This window comes from Pseudarthrobacter sp. B4EP4b (assembly GCF_006680095.1).
Taxonomy (GTDB): domain Bacteria; phylum Actinomycetota; class Actinomycetes; order Actinomycetales; family Micrococcaceae; genus Arthrobacter.
The window spans coordinates 26691-44211 of sequence record NZ_VHIJ01000011.1; the positions used below are offsets into that span (position 1 = coordinate 26691).

Consider the following 17521-nt stretch of genomic DNA (forward strand, 5'->3'; position numbering starts at 1 on the left):
CCTTGCTGCTCGACCTTGTTGCCTGTCAGACCTGCCGTGTTACTGCCCGGGGACCTTCTGCTCCGGGGCGGGAACCGACCCACCGTGCAGTTCCACGGGGGGCACTGCCGCGGCTGCCGGCGCCTGGGCTGCTGCGTCCGGTGCAGCGCCGGCCGGGGTGCCGGACGTGGCACCCGCTGCGCTGCCCGTTGTGCTGCCAGGGGAAGCAGCAGCCGGGGCCGCCGGGGTGTCTTCCACGGGCTTCCGGGCTTCGAGGGGCTCGCTCTTGCTGGGCGGGGGCACCACGGTGAGCTGGCCGGCGACTGCCGGCGCCGGGATCACGGCGCCGGCGGGGCCGTCCTTGACGGCCGGCGTTGCCTTGCCGGTCACCGACAGCGTGGACAGGTCGATCTGGCCCTTAACAGTGGATGGCACCATTCCCAGCTTTGTGGCCTGCGCGGCAAGGTTTTGCGGTGCTTCGAAGTTCTGGACCTGCTGGGTGAGGTCCTGGTTCTGTTTAGTCAGAGTGCTCTGCGTGGCACGCAATTCCACCAACTGGTACTGGGCCGTGGAAACCGAGATGTTCAGCACCAGGACGGCGACCAGTGCCAGGGCGAGCATGCCGAAGCACAGCACCACAAAAGGCGCACGGCGTTTGCGGGGAACGGTGCGGACCACGGAGAGCGGCGTACGGCTCCGGCGGGGCGCTTCAGGCGAACCGGCAGGGAGGTGCTTGGCCGCCGTACCGGAGACGACGGGAAAGTTCTTCACGGCGGCGGTGCTCATTCAGCTCTCCTGGCTCGGATTCGTTCCACAGCGCGGAGCCTTGCTGAGGCAGCGCGGGGGTTTTCGGCGATTTCGACGGCGGTTGGCACCTCGGTGCCTTTGGTCAGGGTTTTCAATTCGGGTTTGTGTTCCTCCAGCTCCACCGGGAAGCCAAGCGGAGCGGAGGATTTCGATCGGGCCTGGAAGACTCCCTTGACGATCTTGTCCTCCAGGGAGTGGTAGGACATCACCACGATGCGGCCCCCCAGTGCCGTGGCATCCACAGCGGCGGGCACCGCCCGTTCCAGCACTTCGAGTTCCTCGTTGACCTCAATCCGCAATGCCTGGAAGGTCCGCTTGGCCGGGTGTCCGCCGGACTTGGCAGCACCGGCCGGAACAACCGAGCGGATCTGCTCCACGAGCTCTCCGGTAGTAGTGAACGGTTTGGCGGCGCGGGCGGCTACGATTCTGTTGGCGATTCGGCCGGCGAACTTTTCCTCGCCCCACTTGCGGATAATCCGGACCAGTTCCTCTTCGCTGTAGGTATTCACCACGTCCGCTGCCGTCTGGCCGCGGCTGGTGTCCATCCGCATGTCCAGCGGAGCGTCGAAGGAGTAGGCGAAGCCGCGCTCACGCTCGTCGAGCTGGAGCGACGAAACGCCGAGGTCCATCAGGATCCCATGCACTTCCGTGACGCCGAGGTCTGCCAGGACATCTTCGATCTCGTCATAGACGGCATGCACAAGATCGGTCCGTGCTGCAAAGGGGCTCAGCCGTTCACCGGCCAGGGCAAGGGCTTCCTCATCGCGGTCGATCCCGATCAGGTGCAGGTCGGGGAAGCGCTGCAGCATGGCCTCGGAGTGGCCTCCCATGCCCAGGGTGGCATCAATGGCCACCGGAGTTTCACCGCGGCTCCTGGCTGCCTCGAATCCGGGGGCCAACAAATTGATGCACCGGTCCCGAAGGACCGGCACATGGCGTTCGGACGTGGGCTTCGGTTGATCGTTCATGCCTCGTCCTTTCTCGCCGTCGCTGTCACCTGGATGCTTCTTGACCCGGATCCCCATCCGCGCCTACCGTCCTGCCCGCCTGGCTCCGGGGAAGTTGAGCCAGGTTGGCCGGCCGATGGGCCGGCTGGAGATCCCAACCAAGAAGCTGTCCGCTGCCCCTGCCCGGTCACAAAATGCCCGGGATGGGGTCATCGGTTTCAGAGAAGGCCGTTTCCTTCTCTGCGAGGTATTCGCTCCAAGCCTGGGCGTCCCAGATCTCGGCGCGGGTTCCGGCACCGATCACGGCCAGTTCCCTCCCGAGTCCTGCGTATTCCCGGAGCGCCGGTGGAATGGTTACGCGCCCCTGCTTGTCAGGTACCTCGTCCGAGGCTCCAGAGAGAAAGACGCGGATGTAGTCCCGCGCTTGTTTTGAGGAGATTGGCGCCTCCCGCATTTGCTCGTGGACCCGGGCAAATTCCTTCTCGCTGAAGACGTAGATGCAACGTTCCTGGCCCCTGGTAAGGACCAGTCCGCTGGCAAGTTCCTCGCGGAACTTCGCGGGGAGAATGATCCGGCCCTTTTCATCAAGACGCGGCGAATGTGTGCCCAGAAACACTGGCCCACCGCCTGTCCGATGTCAGGAACTGCACATCCCCTGTGTTGCAACCACCCTCTTATGTCCTCCACATTACTCCACTTTCCCCCACAGTCAACGCGAATTGCGGTTCCCGAGGGGCAATCTTTGGGACTGGAGGCCCGAAATGGCGCGGAATTCTGCCGGTGGTGGGAAGTGGAGGACTTTTGCTGAACCGTCGCCAAATTTTCACGCGCTTCCAGGCCGCCATTCAGGCCGCTTTTGCGGCGCGGCCGATATGGCACTCAAAAGACCTGCCTTAAACGCAAAAGACCCGCCGGAGCGGGTCTATTTGCGGCTCTCCCCTATTTTGGGGGAGCAAAGTGGGGCCGGGTGGGTCCTGGCCCTGCGGGCTGGATGGATCAGGGTTCTCCCCTGCGCCTCTCGTCCCAACGTTCCTCGAGGCTGCTCATAAAGGAACTGCGCTGCTTGCCTGCCTTGCCGCTGCCGGACTTCGAGCCCTTGGTGCCTGACGAACTGCTGCGCATTGTGGCGAAATACACGCCACCGCCCATCACAATAAAGCCGAGGACACCTACGAAGATGTTCTGCAGGGTGACGCCGACGAGCAACAGGAAGACGCCGGCCAGCGCACACAGGACGCCGATCACGACGTGTCTTGTCGACCACGAACGTCCTGGGTCCGAACCCATGGAATTCGCGAATTTTGGATCATCCTCGTGAAGCTGCTTCTCCAGCTGCTCGAGCAGCTTCTGTTCGTGCTCCGACAGCGGCATCACGACCTCCTTTTGTAGGCCAACGTCCGGGCTGGTCCCAGCCATTACTTCAACTCCAATAACGTCTGGTATGCCCTGGTGGTTCCCGTACCCGCCGGCTGTGGCGGTAAACGAAAGCCAGGCATGCAGACCCGGAGCGGAAGCATGTCCAAGAGAGTCCGGCAGTAAGTCCAGTCACTCAAAAACTTTGTATTTATAAGGATAGTTTGTTGAGGGCTGTTCTGAAAGACGGCAATGACTTCCGAAGGCGCACTGGGCAGGCTGATTCGAGGCCTTAAACGGGGCCATAAGCCAGCCCTTTTTTGGAGCCTTTAGTCAGCGCCGCTTCCGGGCTCGAGCAGCCGGGCAGGGAGAACGGATTTGCTCCCGAATTTGCGGGTCACCTGGTCAAGAACGTGCTCGGCGGACCGCCAGTTGTCATCCCGCCGGTCGATGCTGAGCTGCAGTGAGGTGGTGGCTGCATCTTCGAGTTGTTCGGCCCGCACTCCCACCAGCCTCACGGTCATTGGCCGGTCCACGGATTCGAGGAGTTGCAGAGCAACTGCATAGATGAGCTGCGCGCTGTCCACGGGTGTTTGGACAGTCCTGCTGCGGGTGATGGTGGAGAAATCGGCGAAGCGCAGTTTCAGCGCGATGGTGCGGGCCACCATCCCCGCGCTCCGCAGGCGCCCTGCCGTCCGGTGGGCGAGGCGGAGCAGTTCGCGGTGGAGGAGGGCGTCGTCGGCTGTGTCCACCGCAAAGGTCTCCTCCGCGCCGATGCTCTTTTCCAGCCGGACCGGCGTGACGGGACGCGGGTCCTGACCCCAGGCCAGCCGGTACACGTGCTCTCCCGTGGCACCCAGCATCTTCCGGAGCGAGGCGACCGGGGTGGCGGCCACGTCCGCCACGGTCCGGATACCCATCCTGGCCAGGACCTCAGCCGTCTTGGCGCCGATGCCCCAGAGTGCGCCCACTGGCAGGCTGTGGAGGTAGGGCACCGTTTGGTCCGGGCCGATAAGGAGCAGCCCGTCCGGCTTGCAGCGGGTGGACGCAATTTTGGCCACGAACTTTGTCTCCGCAATCCCCACCGAGGCGGTGATGCCCAGCTCCGCTGCCACCCTGCTGCGGATCAGTTCGCCAATGGCCCGTGGCGGACCCAGCCGGCGTATGGCACCTGTTACATCAAGGAACGCCTCGTCCACGCTGAGCGGCTCCACCAGTTCGGTCACGGATTCGAAAATCGCCATCAGCTGCGCCGAGACTTCGTAGTACACCTTATGGCGCGGCTCGATGATCACTGCTTGCGGGCACATCCGCATGGCCACAGCCATGGGCATGGCTGATTTCACCCCAAAGGCCCTCGCCTCGTAGGAGGCCGACAGGACCACTGAGCGTTCGGCGGGGAAGCCCACGATAACCGGCTTCCCGCGCAGTTCCGGCCGCGTACGCAGTTCCACCGAGACGAAAAAGGCGTCCATATCCACATGCATGATGCACTTGGGCCTGCGGGCCCGGAGGCCTGCTGTGGCCGGCTCATTCGTCCCATCAGGTCCCACGGCTGCAATCCTATCGTTTTGTACTGACTAAACTGGAGGCTGAATCCGGCATCAACCCCAGGAGGAAAGTCCCTGTGACGGTCATTGGAAACCTCAAGCCAGCAGCCCTGGCCGCTTTCGCTGCCGCGGCAGCATTGGCCCTGGCTGCCTGCAGCCCAACACCGTCAGGAACTCCTGGTCCCACCGCCTCCGCGTCCTCGCCCGAAGCTGCCACGCCAACCGCCACAGCCTCTGCCAGCCCCTCCGCCTCGCCCAACACCTCTGCCACCGTAGGCGCCGTCGTCGAGGGCTTCCCCCAGCAGCTCCTGCCCCTCATGCCCGGCGCCACCGTGGTGTCCAGCAGCTTCGACAAGGCCTCGACGCCTGCCACCGCCGCCCTGGTTGCCACCATCACCTCGCCGACTGCCCCCGTCCTGGATTTCTACACGAAGGAGCTTGAGGCGCGCGGCTTCAAAGCTGTTCCGGGTGAAGCAGTGGGGGCTGTTGCCTCGAAGGACTTTGTCCGGGGCGACAACGAGACTGTTAATCTGTCGGCGGTCGAAGCGGCAGGCGTTGTGACCTTCACCATCGGCGCCAACGTGGCAGCTGAGTCAGCCAAGTGACGGCGGCGGAGCAGCTTAGGAACGAACAGGCCGCCTTTGTCGCGGCAGTAGCCGGCGAACTGACCGACTTCCTCACCTCCCGGCAGTCCGTGATGACCGCAATCTCCCCGGACATCGAACCCATCATGGGCTCCATCTCCAATCTGGTCACGGGCGGCAAGCGCCTCCGGGCGCTGATGTGCTACTGGGGCTGGCGGGGCGCAGGCGGCGAATCCAGCGCGCAGCAGGTAGTGACCGCAGGAGCGGCCCTGGAACTGTTCCAGGCGGCGGCGCTGATCCACGACGACATCATTGACCGCTCTGATACCCGGCGGGGCGGCCCGAGCGTCCACCGCCGCTTCAGCCAGCTCCACGGCACCCATGGCTGGGCGCTGGACAGTGAACGTTTCGGGCAGGCGGCGGCAATCCTCACCGGCGACCTCTGCCTGTCCTTCAGTGAGGAAGCCTTCACGGACATAGGAGAACGTGCAGCGGCCGGCAGCCGGGCGCGGCTGATCTTCAACCTCATGCGCGCCGAGGTCATGGCAGGGCAATACCTGGACATCCTGGAAGAGGTTGCCGGCCCAGTCCGTGACCGGGCCGGTGCCGTCAGCCGCGCCCAGTCCATCATCCGGTTCAAGTCGGCCAAATACTCCACAGAACACCCCCTGGCGTTGGGTGGCGCACTCGCGGGTGCCTCGAACGAACTTCTCCGCGGCTATTCGGCGTTTGCCCTGCCCCTGGGCGAGGCCTTCCAGCTCCGCGACGACGTGCTGGGTGTTTTTGGCGATCCGCTCACCACCGGCAAGCCGGCCGGGGACGATCTGAGGGAAGGCAAGCGCACGGTACTGGTGGCGCTGGCCCTGGACCAGGCCCCGGAAGCCGAATCCGCCTTTATCGATGCCCGGCTGGGCAGCCCGGATCTCACGGATGAGGACATCCATGAGATCCGGCGGATTATCGAAGAGTCAGGTGCCTTGCAGGCCACCGAGGTCCTGATCACTGAATTTGGCGAGGCGGCATTCGACGCCCTTGAGACGCTTCCTTTGGACGACCTGCCAAAAACCGCGTTGCGAAGGCTTGCCGAAGCTACGGTCAGCCGGGCTTCCTGATTCCCGGTTCCAGGAGGGGAAATTACCAGGCCAGGGTTTGCGCCCTGCGCCGGATTTCAGTTTTGCGGCCTTCCCGCAATGCGTCGATAGGCCGTCCCCGCAAGGATTCATCAGGCGTAAAAAGCCAAATGATGAGGTCCTCGTCGGAGTAGCCCGCGTCTGCCAGTACAACAATGGTGCCTTTAAGGCTGTCCACCACTTGGCCGTCCTGAATGAATTCGGCCGGGACTGAACGGATTTTACGCTCACCCACCCGCAAAGCGGCCAATGCGCGGTCTTCGAGCAGGCTATGGACTTTGGTGATGGAAACGTCCAACAAGCGTGCGACGTCGGGCAAGGGCAACCATTCGCCCACGAGGTTTTCAACATTACTCACGGATCAAGGTTGCCACGATGCCGCCGTACCGCCTAGTCGGGACATAATGCGGACCCTCCTGACCTGCGGACACTCCGGAAATTCCGCTATGCCGGGAATGCCGGAATTCTTGTGCTAATCGGGAATCCGTGAGAGATTCACATACATCACATTCGTAACATCATTAACAGCAGTAACAGTAGTATCGGAATACCAGCGGCACCCCCGCCCGCGCCCGCAGTTGAGAAGAGGATTCCTTCCCATGACGATGTCCCGCTCGCCAAAGCAGCCCCCGAAGCCGAGCCTGCCCTTGATTGCCGCCACAACAGCGGCGCTTCCAGCGGTCGTATTGTCGTCTCTAGCCCTCGCGCAGCCCGCGGCCGCCCAGCAGCCCGCCCGTCCTGTCCCGGCCACCCTCGCGGCAGCCATGAAGGCACAGGCGGCCCAGGCAACGGCAGCCGTCATTCCGGCGTCGTCTGTTTCCACCACCATCCCTGCCGCCTTCAAACCGGTACAGCCGGCGCCGCCGGCTGAATACTCCATTGCCCGGGGTGACACCATCAGTGCCATCGCTGGCAGGTTCGGACTGAACACGGGCGAAATCCTGAAGCTGAACAACCTCCAGCCCAACACGATCATTTACCCGGGACAGAAGATCAAGCTCACGGGCTCCGGTGATGCACCGGCAGCCCCTGCTGCCGCACCCTCCCCCGCCGCTGCCCCGGGCTCGGGGACGGGGGCCACCTACACGGTGAAACCCGGCGACACGCTGGGGGCCATCGCTGCGAGGCACAACGTGAGCCTCGCGGACGTTTTCGCGTGGAACAACCTCAACATGCGGTCCATCATCCACCCCGGGCAGAAAGTGAAAGTCGGCGCAGGTGATGCTGCCCCGGCTCCCGCACCGGCGGCACCGCCCGCGGCGCTGGCCAACGCCTCTGCCGCACCGGCCAGCCCGGCCGCTCCCGCAACAGGTTCCTACACCGTTAAGGCCGGGGATACCCTGTGGGCCATCGCGTCCCGCCATGGCGTCAAGCTTTCTGAGCTCCTCTCCGCCAACCAGTTGGGCATGTCCTCGGTAATCCACCCGGGCAACAAGCTGGCAATCCCGGGCGCTGGAGCCCAGCCGGCACCTCAGCCGGCGGCCGCCGTGACGCCGTTGGTGCCCAGTTCCTTCCTCGGGTTCAGCTACCCGGCGGCGGTGGTGAGCTCAGCCAACGAAAACAAGGCGCTCCTGAACGCTTCCCCTGTCCCTACCCGGGAGGAGATGCGGGGCATTGTCGCGGACACTGCCCGGGCGATGGGCGTCGAGCCCTCACTTGCACTTGCCTTCGCCCACCAGGAATCAGGCTTCAACCAGCGCGCAGTCTCCCCTGCCAACGCGATCGGGACCATGCAGGTCATTCCCAGCTCAGGCCAATGGGCCTCGGACCTGGTGGGCCGCAAGCTGAACCTCCTGGATCCCCGTGACAACGCAACTGCCGGCGTGGCGATCATCCGCCAGCTCCTGGCCACCAGCAAGGACCAGGACACGGCCATCGCCGGCTACTACCAGGGCCAGTACTCGGTGAGCAAGTACGGCATGTACGACGACACCAAAGCGTACGTCGAAGCCATCAAGGCACACCAAAAGAACTTCGGCTGACGCCGCCACCCCGCGAAAGGGGGCGGCGAAGGGACTTAGGCACGGGTCCGGACCAGTATCGGTTCGGACCCGTTTCATTGCTGGATTACGATCGTAGGGTGACGGAACACGTGTCAGACCCGATGGTAGGAACCCTGGTGGACAACCGGTATGCCATCCAGTCCAGGCTGGCGCGCGGCGGGATGTCCACCGTTTACGTGGCCACAGATCAGCGGCTTGAGCGGGATGTGGCCCTGAAAGTACTGCACCCGCACCTGTCCGCCGATGAAAGCTTCCTGGGCAGGTTGGGCCGTGAAGCGAAGGCCGCGGCCAGGCTCTCACACCCGCACGTAGTAGGGGTGCTGGACCAGGGCACGGACCACCACACCGCTTACCTGGTGATGGAGTACATCAAGGGCCACACGCTGCGGGATGTGATCAACAGCAAGGGGGCACTTCCGCCCAGGCTGGCCCTGGCGCTGATCGACCCCGTAGTGGAAGGCCTCGGCGCCGCCCACGCCGCAGGATTCATCCACCGCGACGTCAAGCCCGAAAACGTCCTGATAGCGGACGACGGCAGGATCAAGATCGGCGACTTCGGGCTGGCGCGCGCTGTCACCACGTCCACGTCGACGGGAGCCCTGCTCGGCACGGTCGCCTACCTTTCGCCGGAACTGGTCCTTGGCAAACCCGCAGACGCCCGGAGCGACGTCTACTCCGTGGGCATCATGCTTTATGAAATGCTGACCGGCCAGCAGCCGTTCACCGGCGAGGTCCCCATCCAGGTGGCATACCAGCATGTGAACGGGACTGTCGGTCCGCCGTCGGCCCTTGTCCCGGGCCTGGCAGCGGAAGTGGACGAACTGGTGCAGTGGTGCACGTCCAACGATCCCGAGAACCGGCCGATCGACGGCAACGCGCTGCTGCAGGAACTGCGGCATATCAGGACCAACCTCACCGACCGGGAACTGGACCTGCAACCGCCGGCGGCTGGTGCCGCGGCATCCCAAAACCACACAGAAGTCATAGCCCGCACCAACAATCCAACAAGCGTTATGCCTTTTGGTCGGCCCCCAGCGTCCCCTCACGGCCCTCCACACGCCCAGGCCGGCCCACGCGCCGGTCAGGAAGCAGGCGCGGCTGTCTCCGGCGCGCGGCACAACCTCACTCCCCCGGACTCAGACGAGCAGGTATGGGCTCCCGCGCCTGGCGCCCCCTTGAGTAAACGGGCACAGCGGAAGGCCGATAAGGAAGACGAAAGGGCCCGCGCGCGGGCTGCTGCTGTCCCGGCGCGGAGCCTGCGTGAAGGCAGCCCGCGGCGCCGCGGGATCCTGTGGGTTGTGGTGCTGGTCATAGCGGCGCTGCTGGCCACCGGCGCGGGCTGGTTCTTCGGCATGGGCCCGGGTTCCGCAGCCGCCATCCCCGCTGTAGCCAACAAAACGGTGGCCGAAGCCCAGGGGCTCCTCAGCAAAGCCGGGTTCCAGTCCACCACCAGCGACGTCTTCGACGATGACGTGCCCAATGGCCTGGTGGTGGGGACGGAACCGCCGGCCGGCTCGGAGATCCGGAAGTTCCAGCCGGTCTCGCTGTTTGTCTCCAAGGGACCGCAGCTGTTCCCGCTTCCCAAGCTGACGGGCAGCACCCTTGAGGAAGCCAAGACCGGCCTGAGCACGGCGGAAATGGCTTTGGGAGAGGTCACGGAGCAGTTCAGCGAAACGGCAGCGGCCGGTGTTGTCCTCTCCCAGGACCCTGCTCCCGGAACGCCCGCCCGCCATGGCACGCCTGTCCGGCTCGTTGTATCCAAAGGCCCCGAGCCCATTCCGGTACCCAACGTTGTGGGCCGGGAGGAGGACAAAGCCGTGGACGCCATCGAAGCAGCCGGGCTGAAGGCTGACGTGGCCCGCGAGGAAGTCTTCGACAAGACCATCCCGAAGGGCGCGGTGGTGAGCCAGCAACCCGCCAACGGCACTCTTACCCGCGGAGGCACAGTGACACTGACCATCTCGAAGGGTCCGCGCATGGTGGACGTGCCAAGCTACATCGGCAAGCAGGCGGCGGAGGCCAGGAAGGCCCTTGAAGGCCTGGGTTTCCAGGTCAAGGTGAATAACATCCTGGGCGGCTTCTTCGGCACAGTCCGCGACCAGGATCCCGTGAACACCAAGGTGCCCGAAGGTTCAGTCATCACCCTGACGGTGGTGTAGGCGGCCCTGCCGCCCGCACCACCTTCACGGGCATCAGCGCTTGGCGAGGGCTCCGGCCACCAGGAAAGCCATCTCCAGCGACTGCATGTGGTTCAGCCGCGGATCGCACACTGACTCGTAGCGGTCCAGGAAAGCTTCCTGATCGATGGGGTCGGCCCCGCCAAGGCATTCTGCAACGTCATCGCCCGTCATTTCCACGTGCAGGCCGCCGGGAACGGTGCCCAGGGCGTGGTGCACCTCGAAGAAGCCGCGCACTTCGTCGATCACGTCGTCGAAGTTGCGGGTCTTGTAGCCGTTCGGGGACGTGACCGTGTTCCCGTGCATGGGGTCGGTCACCCAGAGCACCTGCGCGCCCGAGGCAGTGACCTTCTCGACGACGGCGGGCAGCTTCTCGCGGATGTTGCCGGCGCCCATGCGGGTAATAAAGGTCAGGCGGCCCGGTTCGCGGTCCGGGTCCAGCTTGTCGATCAGGCGAAGGGCATCATCCCCGGTAGTGGACGGGCCCAGCTTCACGCCGATGGGGTTCCGCACACGGGACAGGAAATCTACGTGGGCGTGGTCCAGTTCGCGGGTCCGCTCGCCGATCCAGAGGAAGTGGGCGGACGTGTCGTACGGGAAGCCCGTCCGGGAGTCGATCCGGGTGAGGGCACGCTCGTAGTCCAGCAGCAGTGCCTCGTGGCTGGCGAAAAATTCAACGCGCTTCAGCGCTTCGAAGTCAGCCCCGCAGGATGCCATGAACTTGATGGCCCTGTCGATGTCCCGTGCCAGGGATTCGTAGCGGGCGTGGGCCGGGTTCTCCGTAAAGCCCTTGTTCCACTGGTGCACCGAGCGCAGGTCCGCGAACCCGCCCTGGGTGAAGGCCCGGATGAGGTTCAGGGTGGAAGCAGAGGTATGGTACGCCCGCAGCATGCGCGCGGCGTCGTGGCCGCGGGACTCGGGGGTGAAGTCGTAGCCGTTGACGATGTCGCCGCGGTAGGCGGGGAGCGTCACGCCGTCGCGGGTTTCGTCGTTGGACGAGCGCGGCTTGGCAAACTGCCCGGCCATCCGGCCCATCTTGATGACGGGCATGGCCGCGCCGTAGGTCAGGACCACGGCCATCTGGAGGATGGTTTTGACGCGGGCGCTGATCTTGTCCGCAGTGGCTGCTTCGAAGGTCTCCGCGCAGTCGCCGCCCTGGAGCAGGAACGCCTTGCCCTGGGCAGCGGCTGCCAGCCGTTCCCGCAGGACGTCAACCTCGCCGGCGAACACCAGCGGAGGAAGGACGGAGAGTTCCTTCACCGAGGCATCAAACACCTCCCGGTCCTGCCAGCTGGGCTGCTGGGAGATGGGAAGGTCCCGCCAGTTATCGAGTCCGGGATAGTTGGCCGCACCGCTCTGGGCGGTACTGGACAGCGAGAAGGCAGGTTTTGCAGATAGCTCAGTCACTATCTAAGACTAACGGCAGCGCAGGCCCGCCGGACACCGCACCCGTCACGCGTCCTGGACAGGCCGTCACAGACCCTGCCCTGGACTCCGCCGGTGCCCTGCGGGGCGAACCAGGGAGACGCGCGGCGTGCTCAGATGGCGGCGGCAGCACCGCCGTCGTCCTGCCGCTTGCCTTCCTCCGGCACCTGGCCCCCGGCCGCGCCTTTGCCGGGCACGCCCTGGCCTTGCCCGCCGGGCACCGGGGGCGCGGGCGGCTCTGCGGCCACAACAGGATCGGCGGGCTTGCCTGCCAGACGCAGCTTCACCACAGCGGCATACTCGTCCACGTATTCCTGCCCTGAGAGCCGCATCAGCTCGAACATGATCTGGTCCGTCACCTGCCTCTGGACAACGCGGTCATCGGCCTGGTCCCGGTACTTGGCGAAGTCCAGTGGTTCGCCGAAGATCATCCCGATCCTGCGGATGTTCGGGAGCCGCTTTCCGATCGGCTGCACCTTGTCCGTGCCGATCATGGCCACCGGAATCACAGGCACCCCGGCTTTGAGCGCCAGCCGGGCCACGCCCACCTTTCCCCGGTAGAGGCGCGCATCGGGACTGCGGGTGCCTTCGGGGTAGATGCCCAGCAGCCCGCCGTGCGAAAGCACCTCCATCCCGGCGGTCAGCGATGCCTCAGATGCGGCACCGCCGGACCGGTCCATGGGCAGCTGGTTGGTAAGCCGGAAGAACATAGCGGTCAGCCTGCCCTTGATCCCAGTGCCGGTGAAGTACTCGGACTTGGCCAGGAACACCACGGGCCGGCGGACCATCAGCGGCATAAAAATCGAATCGGAAAACGAGAGGTGGTTCGACGCAATAATTGCTGCGCCCTCGGCCGGAATGTTATCCAGTCCCTTTACCCAGGGACGGAAAAGCAGCTTCAGCACCGGACCGAGGAAGATCCTTTTCATCACCCAATAGAACACGTGCGAAACCCCTCCGGAAGGCAGCTTTCACGCCCGGCATCGGGCCTGGTCAGCAGTTCAATGAAACCCTACTCTAGTGAGATTTGCCCGGAACAGTGACACGATGGACTCATGAGCGAAAGCAGCATCCCGTCAGGTCCTGCCGCTTTCAGCTATCCGGGCCATGGAGCCAACGCAAGGATTGGCATCGCCATCTGCCATGGCTTCACCGGCAGCCCGCTAAGCGTCCTCCCGTGGGCGCAGCATCTGGCCTCCGAGGGCTATGCGGTGACCGTTCCCCTGCTGCCCGGCCACGGCACGGACTGGCGGCAGCTTGCCGGGACCCGGTGGAACGATTGGTACAGCAGCTTCGAAACCGCCTACCTCGACCTTGCCGAACGCACCGAAACCTGTTTTGTTGCCGGTCTGTCCATGGGCGGAGCCATCGCCCTGCTCACCGCCTCCCGGCACCCCGTGGCCGGAATTTCGGTGGTCAACCCCGGCCTGAGCTTCTACGACCGGCGGGTCCGCGTCATTGGCGTCCTCAAATATTTCCAGAAAACCACTGTGCCCATCCAGGAGGAGCAGGCAACGGCCGTTGTTACCGAGGATGGGGACTATTCGCGCACGCCCCTCTCCGCTGTCCACGAATTGAAGAAATTGTTCGGTGCGGCCATCCGCGGCCTGACCCGCATCACAGCGCCGGTGCAGGTGTTCAAGTCCGATACGGACACGGTGGTGCCGCCCACCTCGCTGGCCGTGCTGCGGCACCGCCTGGGCTCCCGCCTCACTGAGGTAGTGGGCCTTGCCAGCAGCGGCCACGTAGCTACGCTGGATGTGGACGCGCCGGAGATCTTCACGAAATCCAGCGCCTTTTTCCAAACCCACGCCCGTCAAAGCACGTCAATGGAGACCCCATGACCTCCAGTCCGGACCATAGCCCTTTCAGCAGTCCGTTCAGCGGCGACGGTCCCAGGATCGGCGTGGTCCTCTCGCACGGGTTCACCGGAAGTCCCCATGGCCTGCGCTCCTGGGCGCACGCCTTCGCCGCCGCAGGTTTTGCCGTCCGGATGCCCCTGCTCCCCGGGCACGGCACCAGCTGGCAGGAACTGGCGCGGACCCGGTGGCAGCAGTGGCACGGCGTCCTCGACGACGCTTACCTGGAGCTGGACGCGGACTGCGACTACGTCTTCTCCGCCGGGCTGAGCATGGGCGGAGCACTCGCCCTGCGCATCGCCGCTACCCGCCCGGTGGCCGGAGTGCTCCTGGTGAACCCGGGGCTGGTGATCGACGATCCCCGGGCGCCGCTTGCCGGGATCCTCAAGCTGGTCATGAAAAGCACGCCGGCCATCGCGAACGACATCCTCAAGGGAGGCATGGACGAGGGAGCATATCCCCGCACCCCCGTAGCCGCCGCCCACGAGCTGAACAAGATGTTCAAGGACACCATCCGGATCCTGCCCAGGGTTACGGCGCCCGTCCGCGTCTACCGCTCCACCACCGACCACGTAGTGTCCGACACCAGCATCGTGGCACTCCGGCGCGGCCTCACCCACGCTCCCCTTGAGCTTATCCGGCTGGAAAACAGCTACCATGTGGCCACTATGGACAACGATGCGGAGCAGATTTTCCAGGGTTCCGTGGACTTTATCCGCAGCATGGTCCCCGCCGCCGATCCTGCATCCGCCGTGCCCGCCCCGTCCGCCCAGGAGGCCTCCCATGAACAGGCCTGATCCCGGATCACCGGACCAGGGCGCCAACCAGGATGACGCCGTCTGGCTTGACCTGGTGGCCCGGCTTGAAGGGAAGTCCACGGCCGAACCAGCCCAACCCGGCGAAACTGCAACAGGGCAGTCCCCCGGCACGCCGGCCGTTGCGGGAGGGGCACCGACCTTCCGGGACTTCGATCCCCTGGGCCTTGCCGGAGCCGCGCCCGCCGAACTGTCTGCCGCCGAACGCCAGGAAGCCTCCACCGGCAGCCGGGACACCGATGCCCCCTCCGGCAGTGCGGGCGGGCCGCGTGACTACGACGCGCTTGAGGATGGGGGCGAGTTCGTCCCCGAGGAGCCACCGAGCCTGGCCGGAACCGACCCGCTGACCATGCTGGCATGGCTTGCAGCATTGGGCGGGCCCATAGCGCTGTTGTTGTCGGCCATGTTCTGGCGCTCGGCGCCGCTGCTGGCCATCGTGGGCATCGTTGCGGTGTTTGTCCTCGGAACCGTGTACCTGATCATGAAGCTTCCGCAGGAAAAAGACGACAACGACGACGGCGCCCGGGTTTAGCCCCGGTCGTTGCGTTACTTCAGCCGCGCAGCCTGCTGCTGACCCTGGAGAGGTCCGCCGCGCCGATGAGGCCGGCGTTTGGTCCAAGTGCGGCCAACTCGATTCCGGCGGCAGGCCGGAAGCCCCTGCCGGTCAGGTTCCGCGCGAATGCCTTCCGGGCAGGTTCCACGAGGAGGTCTCCGGCCGAACACAGGCCGCCGCCAATAACGAACAGGCCGGGATCCAGTGCCGCCGCCAGGTTGGCAAGCCCCAGCCCCAGCCACTCGCCCACCTCATCCAGAAGTTCACGCGAAGCGGCATCCCCGGCGAGGGCAAGTTCGGTGACGACGGCACCGGTAATCGTTTCGGAATGTCCGCCCACGGCTGCCAGGAGTTCCTGGGCCACCGGACCGTTCGCCCGCGCCAGGATCCGGGCCTCCCTGCCCAGCGCGTTTCCGGAGGCGTACTGTTCCCAGCACCCCCGGTTGCCGCACTCGCACCGGTGCCCGCCGGGCATGATGATCTGGTGGCCGAACTCGCCGGCCACACCAAACCTGCCCCGCTCCACGCGGCCGTCCATCACCATGGCGCCACCGATTCCGGTGCCCAGGGTGATGCACACCAGCCGGTCTTCACCCTGCCCGGCACCAAAGCGCCATTCCGCCCAGGCCGCGGCATCGGCGTCGTTCGCGAGCAGGACCGGACGGCGTAACAGTTTTTGGAGATTGTCACGCAACGGCTCGTTCCGCCAGGCCAGGTGCGGACTGAAAAGCACAGTTCCGCCGTCGAGATCCATCCAGCCGGCCGCACCGATTCCCACGGACCAGATCCGGTGCCCGCGGCCCAGTTCTTCGACGAGCTCGACAATGACGCTTTCCACCGCCCGGGGATCCGTCCCGGGCGTTGAACGGCGTGCCTCGCTGAGGATCCTGCCCTCGGCGTCCACCACGCCCGCAGCCACCTTGGTACCGCCAATGTCGATGCCGATGGCCAGGCCCCGCCGCCCCAGCCGCAGGTGCTCGCGGAAGCTCTCGCCGTGCCGCATCCTTGCCCCGCCGCGGGCCGGCCGCTGCCTCCAGGGAACGGGTCGTCGCAGGGGGCCGGCCTGTTCGCCGGGAGGCGGTGCATACATAGTCAACCATTCTAGGCCGGTGGCCTCGCGGGCAGGCGGGTGCCGGGCCAGCATGTTCCGGTCAGCAGGTTGGAGCCGGCGGCATTGACGACAAAGTTACCGACGAGTAACTTAGAATCCTGCATGGCCCGGCAGAGGCGTATTAGTCTTTAGGCATACCCTGCCCGGGTCTTCGGATATCAAAGGAGCTATAGTGCGCGAATTCAGTGTTCCGCCTCTTGTTGTTGTCCCACCGGAAACCAACATCACGGACCTGGTACTGCGGCAGGCCGCCAAGCCCAGCAACCCTTCACTGTTTTCGCGACTGGACTCCGCCGGATCCTGGCAGGACATTTCCGCCACGGACTTCCTCACCGACGTCACCGCCCTCGCCAAGGGCCTGATGGCCAGCGGCGTAGCCGCCGGGGACCGGGTGGGGATTATGTCCCGGACGCGGTACGAGTGGGCGTTGGTGGACTTCGCCATCTGGTTTGCCGGCGCCGTTTCGGTACCTATCTATGAGACCTCCTCCCCCTCGCAGGTCGCCTGGAACCTCGGTGACTCCGGCGCGGTGGCAGCCTTCGGCGAAGCCGCCCACCACGAGGATGTGATCCGCCAGGCCGTCAATGCCGAGGGACTCACGTCCCTCCAGCACGTGTGGCAACTGGAAGGCCACGGCCTCGACCCGCTCCGTGAGGCCGGCCGGGATGTCAGCGACGCGGACCTGGAAGCGCGCCGCGCCTCCGCCGGCCTGGCCGACGTCGCCACCCTCATTTACACCTCGGGCACCACCGGCCGCCCCAAAGGCTGCGAACTCACGCACGGGAACTTCGTGGAACTCTCGGAGAACGCGCTGGCCATCATCGGCGAGATCGTCCACGAAAACGCCAAAACCATCATGTTCCTGCCGCTGGCGCACGTGTTCGCCCGTTTCATCTCCGTCCTGGCCATGGCAGCCGGAACCACGGTGGCCCATACCCCGGACATCAAGAACCTCCTTTCGGACCTGCAGAGCTACGAGCCCACGTTCATACTGGCCGTGCCGCGGGTGTTCGAAAAGGTGTACAACTCGGCGCTGACCAAGGCGGAGGACGGCGGCAAGGGAGCCATCTTCCACCGGGCCGCCGAGACTGCCATCGCCTTCTCCAAGGCACGCCAGAACGGGCGGGTGGGCCTGGGCCTGAAGCTGCGCCACGCCCTCTTCGACAAGCTGGTGTACGGCAAACTGCGGGCTGCGATGGGCGGCCACGTTGCCCACGCGGTATCCGGC

Annotated in this window: 17 protein-coding genes; 8 read left to right on the forward strand and 9 right to left on the reverse strand. The window is 65.2% G+C overall.

Features of this window, described 5'->3' with window-relative positions; translation table 11 throughout:
- Nucleotides 1–39 precede the first annotated feature (39 nt).
- The 5 genes from FNL14_RS04600 to dinB form a co-directional block, all read right to left on the reverse strand.
- Complete coding sequence (locus FNL14_RS04600; protein WP_142058030.1) at nt 40–765, reverse strand: hypothetical protein; 726 nt, start codon at nt 763–765, stop codon at nt 40–42.
- Nucleotides 762–1754: a 16S rRNA (cytosine(1402)-N(4))-methyltransferase RsmH gene (gene rsmH, locus FNL14_RS04605; RefSeq protein ID WP_142058032.1), complete on the reverse strand. Its 993-nt coding sequence runs from the start codon at nt 1752–1754 to the stop codon at nt 762–764. The genes FNL14_RS04600 and rsmH overlap by 4 nt, the downstream gene beginning before the upstream one ends.
- A 166-nt stretch (nt 1755–1920) precedes the next feature.
- Entirely contained in the window at nt 1921–2349 is a 429-nt protein-coding gene (mraZ, locus tag FNL14_RS04610; RefSeq protein ID WP_142058034.1) for a division/cell wall cluster transcriptional repressor MraZ, read from the reverse strand.
- A gap of 380 nt (nt 2350–2729) precedes the next feature.
- Nucleotides 2730–3104 (reverse strand): DUF3040 domain-containing protein, encoded by a 375-nt coding sequence (locus tag FNL14_RS04615; RefSeq protein WP_091422088.1) that lies wholly within the window; start codon nt 3102–3104, stop codon nt 2730–2732.
- Nucleotides 3105–3415: 311 nt separating this feature from the next.
- Nucleotides 3416–4639, reverse strand: a complete 1224-nt coding sequence (gene dinB / locus FNL14_RS04620; RefSeq protein ID WP_255470698.1) for a DNA polymerase IV — start codon at nt 4637–4639, stop codon at nt 3416–3418.
- A gap of 74 nt (nt 4640–4713) precedes the next feature.
- On the opposite strand from dinB, the gene FNL14_RS04625 reads away from it, so the two are divergent.
- Nucleotides 4714–5241, forward strand: a complete 528-nt coding sequence (locus FNL14_RS04625; protein WP_142058036.1) for a hypothetical protein — start codon at nt 4714–4716, stop codon at nt 5239–5241.
- A complete protein-coding gene (locus FNL14_RS04630; RefSeq protein ID WP_142058039.1) occupies nt 5238–6332 on the forward strand; it encodes a polyprenyl synthetase family protein in 1095 nt (364 codons plus the stop codon). Before FNL14_RS04625 ends, FNL14_RS04630 begins: the two co-directional genes overlap by 4 nt.
- 22 nt (nt 6333–6354) lie before the next feature.
- On the opposite strand, the gene FNL14_RS04635 is transcribed toward FNL14_RS04630, so the two are convergent.
- Nucleotides 6355–6708 (reverse strand): Rv2175c family DNA-binding protein, encoded by a 354-nt coding sequence (locus FNL14_RS04635; protein WP_170850858.1) that lies wholly within the window; start codon nt 6706–6708, stop codon nt 6355–6357.
- A gap of 241 nt (nt 6709–6949) precedes the next feature.
- Here FNL14_RS04635 and FNL14_RS04640 point away from each other — a divergent pair, with 241 nt between their 5' ends.
- Entirely contained in the window at nt 6950–8332 is a 1383-nt protein-coding gene (locus FNL14_RS04640) for a lytic transglycosylase domain-containing protein (protein WP_091421991.1), read from the forward strand.
- 122 nt (nt 8333–8454) lie between these two features.
- Nucleotides 8455–10512: a Stk1 family PASTA domain-containing Ser/Thr kinase gene (gene pknB / locus FNL14_RS04645; RefSeq protein ID WP_142058051.1), complete on the forward strand. Its 2058-nt coding sequence runs from the start codon at nt 8455–8457 to the stop codon at nt 10510–10512.
- A gap of 33 nt (nt 10513–10545) precedes the next feature.
- On the opposite strand, the gene FNL14_RS04650 is transcribed toward pknB, so the two are convergent.
- The gene (locus FNL14_RS04650; protein WP_170850859.1) at nt 10546–11937 is read right to left on the reverse strand and encodes a class II 3-deoxy-7-phosphoheptulonate synthase; all 1392 of its coding nucleotides are present in this window, start codon (nt 11935–11937) and stop codon (nt 10546–10548) included.
- A gap of 131 nt (nt 11938–12068) precedes the next feature.
- Nucleotides 12069–12899 carry a 1-acyl-sn-glycerol-3-phosphate acyltransferase gene (locus FNL14_RS04655; RefSeq protein ID WP_142058041.1) on the reverse strand — a complete coding sequence of 277 codons (831 nt, stop codon included), beginning with the start codon at nt 12897–12899 and terminating at the stop codon, nt 12069–12071.
- Nucleotides 12900–13010: 111 nt separating this feature from the next.
- On the opposite strand from FNL14_RS04655, the gene FNL14_RS04660 reads away from it, so the two are divergent.
- Genes FNL14_RS04660 through FNL14_RS04670 form a run of 3 tightly spaced genes read left to right on the forward strand, consistent with a single transcriptional unit; the run spans nt 13011 to nt 15161 of the window.
- A complete protein-coding gene (locus FNL14_RS04660; RefSeq protein WP_142058043.1) occupies nt 13011–13799 on the forward strand; it encodes a carboxylesterase in 789 nt (262 codons plus the stop codon).
- Complete coding sequence (locus FNL14_RS04665; RefSeq protein WP_142058045.1) at nt 13796–14611, forward strand: carboxylesterase; 816 nt, start codon at nt 13796–13798, stop codon at nt 14609–14611. Before FNL14_RS04660 ends, FNL14_RS04665 begins: the two co-directional genes overlap by 4 nt.
- A complete protein-coding gene (locus tag FNL14_RS04670; RefSeq protein ID WP_142058047.1) occupies nt 14598–15161 on the forward strand; it encodes a hypothetical protein in 564 nt (187 codons plus the stop codon). Before FNL14_RS04665 ends, FNL14_RS04670 begins: the two co-directional genes overlap by 14 nt.
- Before the next feature lie 19 nt (nt 15162–15180).
- Here FNL14_RS04670 and FNL14_RS04675 read toward each other — a convergent pair whose 3' ends face one another.
- Nucleotides 15181–16272: an ROK family glucokinase gene (locus FNL14_RS04675; protein ID WP_091422011.1), complete on the reverse strand. Its 1092-nt coding sequence runs from the start codon at nt 16270–16272 to the stop codon at nt 15181–15183.
- Between the two features lie 193 nt (nt 16273–16465).
- Between FNL14_RS04675 and FNL14_RS04680 the strand changes: the two genes are divergently transcribed.
- Nucleotides 16466–17521, forward strand: a 1056-nt coding sequence (locus FNL14_RS04680) for a long-chain fatty acid--CoA ligase (protein ID WP_142058049.1), incomplete at its 3' end; no start/stop codon positions are given.